Below are 14,215 nucleotides of genomic sequence, written 5' to 3' on the forward strand. Positions count from 1 at the left end.
CGCCCGACGGCCCAGGTGGCACCAGCGGCCCCAGCAGCCCGAGCGGTCAGGCGATCGCGGTGAGCAGCAGGTCGCCCCGCACCAGCCAGCGGCCGTTGAAGCCGCGCAGCGGGCCGCCGTCGGCGGTGGTCCCGTCGACCAGCAGCCGGGCGGACCAGGTGCCGTCCGGGGCGAGCTCGATGTCCGCCTCCTCGAACTCCAGGAAGCGCCTGGTCAGCGGGAACCACGCCTTGTAAACGCTCTCCTTGGCGCTGAACAGCATCCGGTCCCAGTGCACCTGCGGCTGTTCCGCCCGCAACTCGGCGATCCTGGACTGCTCCTGGGGCAGCGCTATCACGTCGATGACGTCCTCGGGCAGCGGCGCGTGCGGCTCGGCGTCGATGCCCACCGTGCGCAGCTCCGACGCCCGGGCGACCACCGCCGCGCGGTAGCCGGCGCAGTGCGTCATGCTGCCGACCACGCCGGCCGGCCAGGTCGGGGCGCCGCGCTCGCCGCGCAGGATCGGCGTGGGAGGCAGGCCGAGCGCGCCGAGCGCCCGCCGGGCGCAGGCCCGTACGGTGGCGAACTCCCGTCGGCGGCCGGGTACGGCCTTGGCGACCAGTGCCTCCTCCTCGGGGAAGAGCGGGGCGTCGGCGAGGTCGTCGAAGGCCTCGGCCCAGGAGACGCCCGCGGGCAGCAGCTGCTCGATCACCGCTCCTCCTCCCGGAGGACCCGGCGCGGCCGGTGCGGCCCGCCGCGCGGACCCCACTCGCGCGGGTAGCCCAGCGAGACCTCCTCGAAGCGCACTCCGTCGGACCAGGTGACGCGCGGGATGTGGAGGTGACCGTAGATCATGGCGGCGGCGTCGTACCGCAGGTGCCAGTCGGCCGTGCGTTCGGTGCCGCACCAGAGCGCGAACTCCGGGTAGCGCAGGATCCTGGTGGGCTCGCGCACCAGCGGGTAGTGGTTGACCAGCACGGTCGGCAGCGCCGGGTCACGGCGGGCCAGCAGGCGCTCGGTCTCCTCGATCCGCGCCTCGCACCAGGCGTCGAGGGACGGGTACGGGTCGGGGTGCAGCATCATCTCGTCGGTGCACACCACGCCGGCCGCGTAGGCGGCGGCGAGCGCCTCGGCCTTGTCGGCGGTGCCCTCGGGACGGAAGGTGTAGTCGTAGAGCAGGAAGAGCGGGGCGACGGTGACCGGCCCGCCGGGGCCGCCGTGCCACACCGCGTACGGGTCCTCGGGGGTCAGCACGTCGAGCCGGCGGCAGAGTTCGACCAGGGCGCGGTAGCGCTCCTCGCCCCTGAGCTGCACCGGGTCGTCCTTCGGCGTCCACAGCTCGTGGTTGCCGGGGGACCAGATCACCTTGGCGTACCGCTCGCGCAGGGTGGCCAGCACCCACTCGATCTCGCCGAACCGCTCGCTGACGTCGCCTGCGACGATCAGCCAGTCCTCCGGGGAGTCGGGCCGGAGCTCGTCGACCACCTTCCGGTTCTCCGGGTAGGCGACGTGCAGGTCGCTGATCGCGAACAGGGTGCCGGTCATACCAGGGCCTTGAGGTGACGGGAGACCACGGCGGCGATCTCGTCGTGCCGGCCGTTCAGGTAGAAGTGGCCGCCGGAGAAGACGTCGAGCTCGAACTCGCCGCCGGAGTACTGCTCCCAGGCCCGGGCGTCGTCCTCGGAGGTCACCGGGTCCGCGTCGCCGACCAGCGCGGTGACCGGACAGCCCAACGGCCGCGGCGGATCGGGCCGGTAGCCGGCGAGCGCGGCGTAGTCGGCGCGCAGCGCGGGCAGGGCCAGGGCCCGGATCTCCGGGTCGGCGAGCAGACTCGGGTCGGTGCCGCCGAGTGCCGCCGTGTGGGCGACCAGCTCCTCCTCACCGAGCAGGTGGACGGTCTCCGGGCGGCCCCGGTCCGGCGCCCGCCGGCCGGACACGAAGAGGTGGGCGGGGCCTGAGCCGGCCCGTTCCAGCCGCCGGGCGGTCTCGTACGCGATCACCGCGCCCATGCTGTGTCCGAGCAGGGCGAGCGGGCGACCGTCGGGGCGGCCGAGGGCGGCGACCACCTGTGCGGCCAGCTCGGTGATGCCTGCCAAGGGGGTCTCGGTGAAACGGTCCTGACGGCCGGGGTACTGCACGGCCAGGACGTCGACCTCGGGCCGCAGTGCCGTGGACAGCGGGTGCCAGTAGCTCGCCGAGCCGCCCGCGTGCGGGAAGCACACCAGCCGGACGGGAGCCGACTCCGTCGGGTGGTACCGCCGTATCCAGCGGTCGCTGCTCATCGCCACTTCCCTGTCACCCCTCGGTACCGATCAAGGACGTTCACCATCAGGACGGATCCGATCCGTCCACCACCGCAGACAGCACCGGAACACGCATCAGCTGAGCCGAACAATACTCTGACACCGCTTCACTTCTCCGGATCTTCACATCGAACGCCGCGCCCGGCCGCACGGCCCGCCCGGACGGGCCAGGGCCGACCAGGGGCCCGCCCGGACCGGCCCGGGGCAGGATCCGCGCGGCCCGCACCGGGTACCGGCGGGGCACGGCCCCCTCCCGCACTCCAGTATGGTTAGGTTAGCCTAACCATTACACGTGGGCGCCGCCCTGGCTCCCCGGCCGATCCACCCTGCCCGCGGAGTACCCGATGCCGTCGCCCCCGCCTCTCCCGACCGTCGAAGGACAGCCCCGACGCCGTCCCGGTACGGCCGCGGCGCACGCCGCCTGACGGCCGGTCCGCAGCCGCGAGGACCGGGTCGTACCCCGGCCCGCCGCATCCCCGCGCGGCCACCCACCCCAGCAGCGCCGCCCGCCCCGACGACGGCCCGCCCCACGGCCGGCCCGTCCCCCATCGCACGCCCCGGCCCAGGCGCCACCCGCGCCAGGAAACGGAGAACTCATGACCACGGCCTCCACGGCCCACGACACGGCCGCCGCCCTGCCGGGCGCAGCGGCCCTGCTGGCGGCCTACCGGCCGGGCCCCTCCTCGGCGTTCTTCGCCGGGCCGAGCCGCACCCTGCTGGCCGAGGGCGTCCGTGCCACCGTGGCCGACCCGGGCCGCGCGGCCGACGCCCTGCGCGCGGCCCGCGCGGACGGCCTGGAGCACCCCGTGGTCGTCGGCGCGATCCCGTTCTCACCCGGAGCGCCGTCCCGGCTCTTCATACCCGAGCTGGCCGAGTGGGCGGCGCCGCTGCGCGAGGACCCACTGCTCCAACTGCCCGGCGCCCGGGCGGCCGTGACCACCTGGCAGCAGCGTCCGGTGCCCGCCCCCGGGGTCTACCGCGACGCCGTGGGCGAAGCCGTCCGGCGGCTGACCGACGACCCCGAGCTGACCAAGGTCGTGCTGGCCCGCACCCTGGAACTGACCACTCCCGGCGGCGCCGACCTGCCGTCCATGCTGCACCGCCTCGCCCGCCGCGACCCGGACGGCTACACCTTCGCCGTCCCCGCCGAGGGCGCCGCCACCCTGATCGGGGCCAGCCCCGAACTGCTGGTCTCCCGCCGGGGCACCGCCGTCAGCGCGAACCCGCTGGCCGGCTCGGCCGCCCGCAGCACCGACCTGGCCGAGGACGTCCGTCGCGCCGCCGCGCTGCTGGAGTCCCCCAAGGACCTGCACGAGCACGCCGTGGTGGTCGAGGCCGTCCGGGCCGCCCTGGCCCCGCTCTGCGCCGACCTGACCGTCCCCGAGCAGCCGACGCTGGTGCGCACCGCCGCGATGTGGCACCTGTCCACCACCGTCACCGGCACCCTGGCCGACCCCGGCACCAGCGCACTCGACCTCGCGCTCGCCCTGCACCCCACCCCGGCCGTCTGCGGCACCCCCACCGACCGGGCCCGCCGTCTGATCGGCGAGCTGGAGCCGTTCGACCGCGGCCTGTACACCGGCGTGGTCGGCTGGGGCGACCTCGACGGCGACGGCGAGTGGGTCGTCACCCTGCGCTGCGCCGAGGCCGACGGCGACCTGCTGCGGCTGTTCGCCGGGGCGGGCATCGTCACGGCCTCCGACCCGGCGGCCGAACTGGCCGAGACCGCAGCCAAGTTCCGCACCTTCCTGCACGCCGTGGGCCTGGAGGAGAGCAAGTGAGCACCCGTCCCGCCGCCGATCCGGCCGCCGGCGCCGCCTGGTCGACCGACACCGCCTGGCCCGCGGAGTACGCCGCCCGCTACCGCGCGGCCGGCCACTGGACCGGCGAGACGCTCGACCGGATGGTCCGCGCGCACGCCACCGCCCATCCCGAGCGGATCGCCGTCACCGACGGCGACCGCCACTGGAGCTACGCCGAGCTTGACCTCCGGGCCGACCGGATCGCCACCGGCCTGCTCGCCCGCGGCCTGCGCAGGGGCGACCGGGTGGTGCTGCAACTGCCCAATCTCGCCGAGTTCTTCGAGCTCTTCTTCGGCCTGCTGCGGGCCGGCGTCGTCCCGGTGATGGCCCTGCCCGCGCACCGGCGCGCCGAGATCTCGTACTTCTGCGAGTTCGCCGGGGCCCGCGCGCTGATCGTGCCGGACCGGCACGCCGGCTTCGACCACCGCGAGCTCGCCGCCGAGGTGCTCGCCGCCGTCCCCGCGCTCGGCGAGGTCATCGTGGTCGGCGACCCCGGCCCGTACACCCCGGTCGAGGAGCTGCGGGCCGCCGAGCCCGCGCCCGTCCAGGACCCGCCGGGCCCGGGCGACCTGGCGTTCCTCCAGCTCTCCGGCGGGTCCACCGGCCTGCCCAAGCTGATCCCCCGGGCGCACGACGACTACCTGTACAGCGTCCGGGAGTCCGCCGCGATCTGCCGACTCGACGCCGCCACGGTCTACCTGTGCGCCCTGCCCGCCGCGCACAACTTCCCGCTCAGCTCCCCCGGCACGCTCGGCACCTTCCACGCCGGCGGCCGGGTGGTGCTCGCCCCCGACCCCAGCCCCGACTCCGCCTTCCCGCTGATCGAACGCGAGCGGGTCACCCTCACCGGCCTCGTCCCGCCGGTCGCCCTCGCCTGGGCGGACGCCGCACCGCAGAGCCCGTACGACCTCGGCAGCCTCAGGCTGCTGCAGGTCGGCGGCGCCAAGCTCAGCGCCGAGGGCGCCCGCCGGCTCGCGCCGGCGCTCGGCTGCCGGCTCCAGCAGGTCTTCGGCATGGCCGAAGGGCTCGTCAACTACACCCGGCCCGAGGACGACGAGGCGACCGTCCTCACCACCCAGGGCCGCCCGATCTCGCCCGACGACGAAGTCCGGGTCGTCGACGACGAGGACCGTGACCTGGCCACCGGCGAGACCGGCCACCTGCTCACCCGCGGCCCGTACACCATCCGCGGCTACTGGCGCGCCCCCGAGCACAACGCCCTGGCGTTCACCGCCGACGGGTTCTACCGCACCGGTGATGTCGTCCGCCGGACGCCCTCCGGTCACCTGGTGGTCGAGGGGAGGGCCAAGGATCAGATCAACCGGGGTGGCGAGAAGGTCGCCGCCGAGGAGGTCGAGAACGTGCTGCTGGCCCACCCGGCCGTCCACGACGCCTCCGTGGTCGCCACCCCCGACGCCTACCTGGGCGAGCGCAGCTGCGCCTACGTCATCCTGCGCGAGGGCGCCGCCCGGCCGCGCGCCGCCGAGCTGAAGGCCTTCGTCCGAATGGCGGGCCTCGCCGACTTCAAGGTGCCCGACAAGGTGGAGTTCGTGACCGCCTTCCCGCAGACCGGCATCGGCAAGGTCAGCAAGAAGGACCTCCGCGCCACCGCCCCCCAGCCGTAGGGAGACCCCACCACCATGGCACTGCCCGCCATCGAGCCCTACCCGATGCCCGGCCCCGACCAGCTGCCCGGCGCCCGCGTCCGCTGGCAGGTCGACCCCGACCGGGCCGTCCTGCTCGTGCACGACCTGCAGAACTACTTCCTGCGGGCGTTCACCCCCGACGCCTCCCCGCTCGGCCCGATGCTCGGCAACACGGCCCGGCTGCTCGACTGGGCCCGCGCGCACGGCACCCCGGTCGTCTACTCGCACCAGCGCGGCGGCCAGAGCCCCGAACAGCGCGGCCTCCAGCTGGACTTCTGGGGCCCGGGCCTGCCGGCCGACGAGCACGCCCAGGGCATGCCCGAAGCGGTCGCCCCCGCCGACGGCGACACCCTGCTCACCAAGTGGAAGTACAGCGCCTTCGCCCGCACGGACCTGGCCGCCCGGCTCGCCGCCGCCGGCCGCGACCAGCTCGTCCTGGTCGGCGTCTACGCGCACATCGGCGTCATGATGACCGCCGCCGACGCCTGGAGCCACGACATCCAGGCCTTCGTCGTGGGCGACGCCGTCGCCGACTTCTCCGAGCGCCACCACCTGGACGCGCTGCGCTGGGCCGCCGACAAGTGCGCCGTCGTGGTCCACACCGAGCAGCTGCTGGAGGCCAGGTGACCACCGCCCCGACGGCCCCGGGCCGGCTCGCCGCCGACCACGTCACGCTGCGTTACGGCGACCGGGCGATCGCCACCGAGCTGTCCGTGACCATCCCGGACAACTCCTTCACCGTGATCGTCGGTCCGAACGCCTGCGGCAAGTCCACCCTGCTGCGCGCCTTCGCCCGGCTGCTCAAGCCCGCCGCCGGCCGGGTCCTGCTGGACGGCGAGCAGATCAGCGGGCTGCCGTCCAAGGAGCTCGCCCGCCGGCTCGGCCTGCTGCCGCAGAGCTCCACCGCCCCGGACGGCATCACCGTCGCCGACCTGGTCGCCCGGGGGCGCTACCCGCACCAGGGCCTGCTGCGGCAGTGGTCCCGCGAGGACGAGCGGGTGGTCGCCGAGTCGATGGCCGCCACCGGCGTCGACACCCTCGCCGACCGGTACGTCGACGAGCTGTCGGGCGGTCAGCGCCAGCGGGTGTGGCTGGCCATGGCGCTGGCCCAGCAGACCTCGCTGCTGCTGCTCGACGAGCCCACCACCTTCCTCGACATCGCCCACCAGGTCGAGGTGCTCGACCTCTGCGCCCGCCTGCACGAGGAGCAGGACCGCACGCTGGTCGCCGTCCTGCACGACCTCAACCAGGCCGCCCGGTACGCCACCCACCTGATCGCCATGCGCGACGGCGCGGTGGTCGCCGAGGGCCCGCCCGGCGAGATCGTCACCGCCGACCTGGTCGAGCGGGTCTTCGACCTGCCCTGCCAGATCATCGACGACCCGCAGACCGGCACCCCGCTCGTCGTCCCGGCCGCCCCCGCGCGCACGGCCGCCCGGCGGTGAACCTGACCGTCGCCGCGCCCCCGGTCCCGGTCCGCGTCGCGACCGGGGGTGACGCCACCGCCCTGTACGTCCTGTCGGCGCCGTTCATGCGCTCCGGCGAACTGCGGGTCCGCACCCTCGCCGACTACCGCGACCGGGCCACCGACTTCCTGCTCGCCCCGAACCCCCGGCCCGGGCCGCCCGCCGGCTGCGTCGCCCTGCGGCCGCTCGCGCCCGAACCCGGCCATCCGGCCGCCGGGCTCCTCTACAACCTCTGCGTCCACCCCGGTCACCAGGGCACCGGCGTCGGCTCCCGGCTCCTCACCGCGCTCCTCGACCGCGCCAGCGACCGCGGCCTGCGCACCGTCCACGCCGCGAGCACCGGCAGCGCCGCGCTCTTCCTGCGGCACGGCTTCCGCGAGATCCCGGCCGCCCTCGCGCCGACCGCCTGGACCGCCACCCTCGACCCGGCCCGCGGCTCCCGGGTGTACCGCTACGAACTCCGAGCGCCCGCCGGGCCCGTGTAGTCACGACGCGCAGCGGCCGGTACGGAGCTCCTCGTCGTCGACGTCCGGCCGTGGTGGTCAGCCGAGCGCGAGGAGGCTGACGGCGAGGGCGGCCAGGGCCAGGCCCGCGAGCTGGCTGCGGTGGATGCGCTCGCCGAGGACGGTGCGGGCCAGCAGGACGGTGCCGGCGGGGTAGAGGGCGGTGATCACCGCGACCACGGCGAGGTCGCCGCTGCGGACGGCGAGCAGGAAGGCGAGGTTGGCCAGCGAGTCCAGCACCCCGGAGCCGGCCGAGAGGTAGAGCGAGGGCCGTTCCGGGCCGAGGCGCCGCCACATCGCGGCCGCCGCGGCGAGGGTCACCGCGGAGGAGACCGCCCGGCCGGTGATCAGCGGTGCCAGTCCGCTGTCGGCGGGGGCCTGGTGAAGGCAGATCAGCTGGACGGCGATCGCCGTTCCGGCGCCCACGGCGAGCAGCAGGGCCGTCCGGGACGGCCGGGCCGGACCGTCCGCGCCCGGGCCCGCGCTCACCAGGACGACGGCGGCCAGGGCCAGCGGGATGCCCGCCAGCGCGGCCGCCCCCAGCCGCTCGCCCTGGGCGAGGCCGAGACCGACCGGCAGCACGGCGGAGACCAGGGCGGTGATCGGGGAGAGCACGCTCATCGGCCCGATCGCCAGCGTGCGGTAGAGCAGGACGAAGGCGAGGGCGGATGCGACGCCCGAGGCGGCGCCCCAGCCCAGGGCGGCGGGCGACCAGGTGGCGCCGAGCAGCGGCCACAGCAGCAGTTCGACGGCGAGACTGGCGGGCGCCGCGATCATCACGGTGCACAGGACGTGGGCACGGCGGGCGCCGAGGCCGCCGAGAAAGTCCGCGCAGCCGTAGGCCAGGGAGCTGGCCAGGGCCAGGACCAGCGCGATCACGGGACACCTCCGGGGCAATGGAACGACCCAACGGTACATCGAAACGACCGGCGCGCGTGCACCGCGCCGACCGCGCGGTACATTCGGACGACCGGCGGGCACCCGAGCGACCGACCGGCGGGCGGGCGAGAGGTGAGGGCGTGGCCGACACGGTGGAGGCGCTGAACACGGTGGCCCGCAACGTCCGGGCCGCCCGGACCAGGGCGGGGCTGACCCTGGACCAGCTCAGCACCCGGGCGCAGGTGAGCAAGGGCGCCCTGGTCGCACTGGAGAAGGCCCAGGGGAATCCCAACCTCGCCACCCTCGTCCGCCTCGCCGACACCCTCGGGCTGTCGGTGTCCGCACTGATGCAGGGCCCCCGGGAGAGCAGGGTGCAGGTGGTGGACGCGGCGGCCGTCGCCCCGCTGTGGACCGGGGAGCACGGCGGCCGGGCGCAGCTGATGCTCACCACCGCCGGCCCGGCCCCCGTGGAGGTCTGGCGCTGGCGCCTGCACCCCGCCGAGGCCTATCCGAGCCACCCGCACCCCGCGGGCGTGGTGGAGACGGTCAGCGTCACCGCCGGGGCGATGACGCTGGTGGTGGACGGCACCGAGTACCCGCTGGCGGCCGGGACGACCGCGACCTTCGAGGCGGACGTGCCGCACACCTACCGGGGCGCCGGGACCGGCCCGTGCGACCTGGTGATGACGGTCCACCTGCCGGCGGGTCCCGCCCCTCGGGCCTGAGGACGGGGAGGCGCCCCGACGCACCCGCCGGGGCCCTCCGCTCGACATATTCCCATATCGGAATATGATGGGACCCATGGCGCGAGCAGCAACGACGACGGACGCGTTCAACGCGGTGGCCGAGCCCCGGCGGCGGCAGATCCTCGACCTCCTCGCCGCCGGGGAGCACTCCGTGAACGACCTCGTCGCCGCGCTCGACCTGGCACAGCCCCAGGTCTCCAAGCATCTGCGGGTGCTCCGGGAGGTCGGACTGGTGGAGGTGCGCGACGAAGGCCGGCAGCGGCTCTACCGGCTGAACGGCCGCCCGCTCAAGGCCATCCACGACTGGGTGGCGAGCTACGAGCGGTCGTGGTCGCAGCGCTTCGACCGGCTCGACGCGGTGCTGGCGGAGCTCAGCGAGGAACCCGACGGCGACAACGGCGATGACGACGATGGAGATGACGGCAGTGACGAGTAGCGGAACGGCAGTGGTCACCCTCCCGACCGACACCGAGATCCTGATCACCCGGGAGTTCGACGCCCCCAGGCACCTGGTCTACCGGGCCTGGACCACCCCCGAACTGATCGAACGCTGGTGGAGCGGGGACCGGGGCGAGGTCACCGGCGTCGAGGTCGACCTGCGGGTCGGCGGCACCTGGCGCTACGTCATGACGGCGAACGGCGGTTTCGAGGTCGCCTTCCACGGCGAGTACCGGGAGATCGTCCCGAACGAGCGGATCGTCGCGACCGAGGTCTTCGAGGGGATGCCCGACGCCCCGGCCCTGACCACCCTGACGCTCACCGAGCGGGACGGCCGCACCACCCTGACCGTCCTGGTCGAGCACCTGACCGGGGAGCACCGCGACGCGCACATCGACTCCGGGATGGAGGGCGGGATGCAGGAGGCGATGGACCACCTGGAGAAGGTCGCGGTCTCGCTCGGCTGAGCCCGACCGGGCCGGGCCGAAGCCGGCCGGGCCCCGGCCGAGCCCGGCCACCGGTATGACCTTTCCGATTTGACGGGCCGTCACCGCCGACCGCGGCATAAGGTGGCGGCCATGTCCGTCCCGCTCTCCCGCACCGCGCGGCTCGCCGCGTACGACTCGGCCTCCACCGCGCTGTCGAGGCTGGACGACCGGCAGCTCACCCGGCTGCTCGCCGGGGCGGTGCCCGCGGACGCGGGCGGCGGCGGCCGGGCGGCCCGGCTGGCGGTCGGCACGGTGCCCGTCCTGGTGCGGCGGATCCCCCTGACCGACCGGGAGCTGCTGGCCGGCAACGTGATGTCCACGGCGGACGTGTTCCGGCTGCCGCCCGCCTGCCACTACGGCGTCCGCAGCCCGGGCTTCGGCGCCTGGCGCGAGCTCGCGGTGCACGGCACCACCACCGACTGGGTGCTGCTGGACGAGAGCCAGAACTTCCCGCTGATGTACCACTGGCGGGTGCTGCCCAGCCCCGGCGTGCCCGTCCCGGAGGAACTCGCGGACGTGGAGAAGGTGGTCGGTCACTGGGAGGGCTCGCCGGCGGTGCGGGCCCGGGTCGAGGAGCTCGGGCGGGCCTCGTACAGCGCGGTGCTGTTCCTGGAGTACATCCCGCTGACCCTGTGGGCCTGGCTGGCCGGGCGGACCGCCGAGGGCGGCGGGAGCGCCGCGTCGGCCTGGGCGGCGGCGGACCGCGGCCTGCGGTCGGGGACGGCGTTCATGAACTCCCGCGGGCTGCTGCACTTCGACACCCGGCTGGAGAACGTGCTGACCGACGGCCACCGCCTCTACTTCACCGGTTTCGGCCTCGCCCTGCACGAGCGGTTCACGCGCTCCCCGCAGGAGGCGCGGTTCTTCCGGGACCACCGGGACTACGACCGCGGCGCCACCGCGAGCCACCTGGCGCACTGGCTGGTCTCGGCCCTGTGCGGGCACCGGCAGGACAAGGGGGACGCACTGCTGCGGCACTGCGCCGAGGGCGGCGAACCGGCCGGTCTCCCGGGCGCGGCCGCGGAGCTCGTCACCCGGTACGCGCCGGTCGCCGCCGTCATGGCCGACTTCCACGGCCTGCTGCACGGTGGCGGGCCGGCCGCCGTCTTCCCCGCGCGACAGGTCCGCGAGGCGCTGGCCGGGTGACGCGAGCGCCCCGACGGCGGCCGGGGCCTGCCGTCGGGGCGCGGGGTCAGGACGCTCAGAGGGTCAGGGCGACCTGGTCGACCGTCCAGAAGGCGCTGTTGGTGCCGGTGTAGCGGAACTGCAGCTGGGCGGTGGTGGCGCCGGCCGGGACGGCGATCGCGATCTTCTCGAACCCGTTGGCGTCCGCCCGGTACGACTTGACCAGCTGCAGGGTGCCGGAGTCGAACACGACGTAGACGTCACCGGTCTGCGGGCCGTCGACCTTGTAGTCGGTCGCGTAGCTCAGGGTCGCGCTGCTCGCACCGCCCACCGGGTAGCGCGGGCTGAGCAGGGTGGAGTCGAACTGGCCGGCGCCGTGCGACTTGTCGTCCCACTCGTCGGAGTCGGCCACCGCGAAGACGTTGCGGGCCCGGACGTTGGTCTCGCGGGCCTGCCCGAGCTGGGCGGCTGTCCAGAACTCGTCGGTGGCGAAGGTCCAGCCGCGCCACTCGGTGACGCCGCCGCCGGGCATCCGGGAGTTGTCGATGCTCCAGCCGCCCGGAGCGGTGCGGGTCCAGCCCTTGGTGCCGGACGGGATACCGGTCTCGTCGATTCGGGTCTGCAGGCTCGGCCGCAGGGCGTCGAACGCGTCCGGGGTGATCTCGTCGATCGGCCGGCCGTCGAGCTTCCAGGCCGGGTCGATCGCCACGCCCTCGTGCTTGAGCACGGTCGGGGCGATGTCGACCGGCTTGACGTCCTGGCGGGTCGAGCCCGGGGTGAAGCCGGCGCCGTCGGCCACCACGAAGGTCTGCCGCTCGTTGGCGCTGTTGCCGCCGTGGCCGCCGGCGTCGGTGTGGCCGTGGTCGGTGGTGACCACGATCAGCCAGTCCTCGGCGGCGTAGCCGGGCCGCGCCTTGACGGCCTGGACCACCTGGCCGACCAGGCCGTCCACGGAGTGGATCGCGGCCATGTACTGCGGGCTGGCGCCGCCGTAGCCGTGGCCTGCCTCGTCGACCTGGTCGAAGTGCAGGAACGTGGTGTCGGGGTTGCCGTTGCGCAGGTAGTCGGCGGCGTCCGCGGCGGTCCTGGTGTCGTTGTCGGCCTCCGGGATCCGCAGGTCGGCCCGGCCGTTGAAGACGGTGTCGGCCACCGGGCTCCAGGAGGCGACCACCAGGGTCGAGGCGGTCGGGGCGGCGGTCTCCAGGCGGGTCGCGAGGTCGGGGTAGAGGTCGTAGTGCGAGCCCGCGAAGGTGTTGTCCTTCACGCCGTGCTTGTCCGGCCACACGCCGGTGGCGATGGTCGACCAGCCCGGGCCGGACAGGGTCGGGGCGAGCGGGTCGGCGTACAGGTTGCCGGTGGCGGTCATCCCGCCGGCGATCAGGCCCTTGAGGTTGGGGGCGTCGGCCGCCAGCAGCTTGTCGTACCGGGTGCCGTCGATGCCGATGACGAGGGTCTTGGCCTGCTTGGTGCCGTTCGGCAGACCCTTGTACGGGCCTGTGGCCGCGGTGGCCTGAACGGCCGTCAGCGACAGCGTCACCGCGGTGGCGGCGCCGACGGCGGTGACGGCGGCGGCGATCCGGAGGGAACGGGACATGCGCACGGGGGCTCTCCCTGGAGACGGTGGGGACGGGGGCGCGTGGCGTGCCGCGCCGGTACGAGCGTGCGGGCGGCCGGGGATGTCCGAGCTTCCCGGAGCGCACCGCCGCATGAACAGCGCGGGAATTTCGGTCCAGACCCGTTACCGTCCCGTGATCGAATGCCGCCACTCCCCGCCCCGATAAGGTGGCGCGGTGAGTCCAGGGACCCCGCACGCACCCGGCACCCCCGTCCGATCCGGCGTCCCGGAGCACGGCCGGCTGCCCAAGTACTACGTCGTCAAGACCGAGCTGGACGGCCTGCTGGCCGAACTCGGCCCCGGCGGCCTGCTGCCCACCGAGGTGGAGCTCGCCACCCGGTACGGGGTGGCCCGGGCGACCCTGCGCCAGGCCCTGCGCGAACTGCTGCTGGAAGGCCGCCTGCGGCGGCGCGGGCGCGGCACGGTGGTGGCCGGCGCCAAGCTCGAACAGCCGCTGTCACTGGCCAGTTACACCGAGGGGGTCAGCCGCCAGGGCATGCGCCCCGGACGGACCCTGATCGGCCTCGACCGCTTCCCCGCCGATCCCGCCACGGCCGGCCGACTCGGCCTGTCCGAGGGCGAGCCGGTCTGGCACCTGGAGCGGCTGCTGCTGGCCGACGAGGAACGGATCGGCCTGGAGAGCACGTACGTGGCGGTCGCCCGGGTGCCCCGGCTGGCCGACGAGTTCGACCCGGCGTCCTCGTTCTACGCCTACCTGCGCGAGCAGGGGGCCGAGCTCGGCGCCGGGCAGGAGCGGATCGAGACGGTGCTGGCCACCCCGCGCGAGGCCCTGCTGATCGGTACCCCGCCCGCCCTGCCGATGCTGCTGCTGCACCGGCGCAGTCTAGACGCGGCCGGGGCACCACTGGAACAGGTGCGTTCCCTCTACCGGGGCGACCGGTTCAGCTTCACCCTGGACCTGCGGGCACCGGGAGCCTGAGCCCCGACGCGCCGGCGGCCCGGACCGGCGCGCCCCGCGCACACCGCTCCGGACCGCCCTGCGGTCGTCGCCCGGTCAGCTGCCGGGCACCGTGTCGGTGAAGGTGGTGCCCGCCGAGCGGTGCTGGGCGATCCGGCCGCTCACCTGGGCCGGGGTGAGCACCTGGTCCTTGACGAAGTAGACGTAGTCGACCTGCTCGTCGTACGAGCGCGGGGTGCTGCCGGTCTGCACCACCGGTGGCGCACCCAGTGGCCGAAGGCGGCCTTGCGAAGAGGTTCTCCGAGG

Annotated in this window: 15 protein-coding genes and 1 pseudogene; 10 read left to right on the forward strand and 6 right to left on the reverse strand. The window is 74.7% G+C overall.

All coding sequences use genetic code 11. The features are described 5' to 3' along the window. Nucleotides 1-46: 46 nt before the first annotated feature. Genes OG871_RS07525 through OG871_RS07535 form a run of 3 tightly spaced genes read right to left on the reverse strand, consistent with a single transcriptional unit; the run spans nt 47 to nt 2,261 of the window. Nucleotides 47-691, reverse strand: coding sequence for a 4'-phosphopantetheinyl transferase (locus OG871_RS07525; RefSeq protein WP_371495245.1), 645 nt, complete (start codon nt 689-691; stop codon nt 47-49). Then, on the reverse strand, nt 688-1,524 hold the full coding sequence (locus OG871_RS07530) for a metallophosphoesterase (protein ID WP_371495247.1): 837 nt from the start codon (nt 1,522-1,524) through the stop codon (nt 688-690). The genes OG871_RS07525 and OG871_RS07530 overlap by 4 nt, the downstream gene beginning before the upstream one ends. Next, the gene (locus OG871_RS07535; RefSeq protein WP_371495248.1) at nt 1,521-2,261 is read right to left on the reverse strand and encodes a thioesterase II family protein; all 741 of its coding nucleotides are present in this window, start codon (nt 2,259-2,261) and stop codon (nt 1,521-1,523) included. Before OG871_RS07535 ends, OG871_RS07530 begins: the two co-directional genes overlap by 4 nt. 617 nt (nt 2,262-2,878) lie before the next feature. On the opposite strand from OG871_RS07535, the gene OG871_RS07540 reads away from it, so the two are divergent. Genes OG871_RS07540 through OG871_RS07560 form a run of 5 tightly spaced genes read left to right on the forward strand, consistent with a single transcriptional unit; the run spans nt 2,879 to nt 7,681 of the window. Beyond that, entirely contained in the window at nt 2,879-4,063 is a 1,185-nt protein-coding gene (locus OG871_RS07540) for an isochorismate synthase (RefSeq protein WP_371495250.1), read from the forward strand. Beyond that, nucleotides 4,060-5,709 (forward strand): (2,3-dihydroxybenzoyl)adenylate synthase, encoded by a 1,650-nt coding sequence (locus OG871_RS07545; RefSeq protein ID WP_371495252.1) that lies wholly within the window; start codon nt 4,060-4,062, stop codon nt 5,707-5,709. The genes OG871_RS07540 and OG871_RS07545 overlap by 4 nt, the downstream gene beginning before the upstream one ends. 15 nt (nt 5,710-5,724) lie before the next feature. Then, nucleotides 5,725-6,357 carry an isochorismatase family protein gene (locus OG871_RS07550; RefSeq protein WP_371495254.1) on the forward strand — a complete coding sequence of 211 codons (633 nt, stop codon included), beginning with the start codon at nt 5,725-5,727 and terminating at the stop codon, nt 6,355-6,357. Beyond that, on the forward strand, nt 6,354-7,175 hold the full coding sequence (locus OG871_RS07555; RefSeq protein ID WP_371495256.1) for an ABC transporter ATP-binding protein: 822 nt from the start codon (nt 6,354-6,356) through the stop codon (nt 7,173-7,175). Before OG871_RS07550 ends, OG871_RS07555 begins: the two co-directional genes overlap by 4 nt. Then, the gene (locus OG871_RS07560) at nt 7,172-7,681 is read left to right on the forward strand and encodes a GNAT family N-acetyltransferase (protein ID WP_371495258.1); all 510 of its coding nucleotides are present in this window, start codon (nt 7,172-7,174) and stop codon (nt 7,679-7,681) included. Before OG871_RS07555 ends, OG871_RS07560 begins: the two co-directional genes overlap by 4 nt. 57 nt (nt 7,682-7,738) lie before the next feature. Here the strand turns inward: OG871_RS07560 and OG871_RS07565 are convergent, their stop codons facing one another. Beyond that, nucleotides 7,739-8,578 carry an EamA family transporter gene (locus OG871_RS07565; RefSeq protein WP_371495260.1) on the reverse strand — a complete coding sequence of 280 codons (840 nt, stop codon included), beginning with the start codon at nt 8,576-8,578 and terminating at the stop codon, nt 7,739-7,741. Between the two features lie 140 nt (nt 8,579-8,718). On the opposite strand from OG871_RS07565, the gene OG871_RS07570 reads away from it, so the two are divergent. The 4 genes from OG871_RS07570 to OG871_RS07585 all read left to right on the forward strand — a co-directional run bounded on the left by OG871_RS07570 (nt 8,719) and on the right by OG871_RS07585 (nt 11,396). Further along, nucleotides 8,719-9,303 carry a helix-turn-helix domain-containing protein gene (locus OG871_RS07570; RefSeq protein ID WP_371495262.1) on the forward strand — a complete coding sequence of 195 codons (585 nt, stop codon included), beginning with the start codon at nt 8,719-8,721 and terminating at the stop codon, nt 9,301-9,303. Nucleotides 9,304-9,379: 76 nt separating this feature from the next. After that, the gene (locus OG871_RS07575) at nt 9,380-9,760 is read left to right on the forward strand and encodes an ArsR/SmtB family transcription factor (protein ID WP_371495263.1); all 381 of its coding nucleotides are present in this window, start codon (nt 9,380-9,382) and stop codon (nt 9,758-9,760) included. Next, nucleotides 9,750-10,229 carry an SRPBCC family protein gene (locus OG871_RS07580; protein WP_371495264.1) on the forward strand — a complete coding sequence of 160 codons (480 nt, stop codon included), beginning with the start codon at nt 9,750-9,752 and terminating at the stop codon, nt 10,227-10,229. Before OG871_RS07575 ends, OG871_RS07580 begins: the two co-directional genes overlap by 11 nt. A 111-nt stretch (nt 10,230-10,340) precedes the next feature. Beyond that, entirely contained in the window at nt 10,341-11,396 is a 1,056-nt protein-coding gene (locus tag OG871_RS07585; protein WP_371495266.1) for a protein kinase family protein, read from the forward strand. A 55-nt stretch (nt 11,397-11,451) separates the two neighbouring features. Here OG871_RS07585 and OG871_RS07590 read toward each other — a convergent pair whose 3' ends face one another. Beyond that, complete coding sequence (locus OG871_RS07590) at nt 11,452-12,969, reverse strand: alkaline phosphatase family protein (RefSeq protein WP_371495268.1); 1,518 nt, start codon at nt 12,967-12,969, stop codon at nt 11,452-11,454. Between the two features lie 196 nt (nt 12,970-13,165). Here OG871_RS07590 and OG871_RS07595 point away from each other — a divergent pair, with 196 nt between their 5' ends. Beyond that, nucleotides 13,166-13,930, forward strand: a complete 765-nt coding sequence (locus tag OG871_RS07595) for a GntR family transcriptional regulator (RefSeq protein ID WP_371495270.1) — start codon at nt 13,166-13,168, stop codon at nt 13,928-13,930. Between the two features lie 75 nt (nt 13,931-14,005). Here OG871_RS07595 and OG871_RS07600 read toward each other — a convergent pair. Further along, nucleotides 14,006-14,158 (reverse strand): annotated as a pseudogene (locus tag OG871_RS07600) (hydrolase); the annotation flags it as partial. Nucleotides 14,159-14,215: the final 57 nt, after the last annotated feature.

The sequence above is a fragment of the Kitasatospora sp. NBC_00374 genome (genome assembly GCF_041434935.1).
In the GTDB taxonomy this organism is placed as follows: Bacteria; Actinomycetota; Actinomycetes; order Streptomycetales; family Streptomycetaceae; genus Kitasatospora.

What these genes read in the sequence shown, in the direction of transcription:
- OG871_RS07575 (WP_371495263.1), top strand. Translation starts at nt 9,380, where the DNA reads ATGGCGCGAGCAGCAACGACGACGGACGCGTTCAACGCGGTGGCCGAG.
- OG871_RS07535 (WP_371495248.1), bottom strand. Translation starts at nt 2,261, where the DNA reads ATGAGCAGCGACCGCTGGATACGGCGGTACCACCCGACGGAGTCGGCT.
- OG871_RS07590 (WP_371495268.1), bottom strand. Translation starts at nt 12,969, where the DNA reads ATGTCCCGTTCCCTCCGGATCGCCGCCGCCGTCACCGCCGTCGGCGCC.
- OG871_RS07540 (WP_371495250.1), top strand. Translation starts at nt 2,879, where the DNA reads ATGACCACGGCCTCCACGGCCCACGACACGGCCGCCGCCCTGCCGGGC.
- OG871_RS07530 (WP_371495247.1), bottom strand. Translation starts at nt 1,524, where the DNA reads ATGACCGGCACCCTGTTCGCGATCAGCGACCTGCACGTCGCCTACCCG.
- OG871_RS07585 (WP_371495266.1), top strand. Translation starts at nt 10,341, where the DNA reads ATGTCCGTCCCGCTCTCCCGCACCGCGCGGCTCGCCGCGTACGACTCG.
- OG871_RS07550 (WP_371495254.1), top strand. Translation starts at nt 5,725, where the DNA reads ATGGCACTGCCCGCCATCGAGCCCTACCCGATGCCCGGCCCCGACCAG.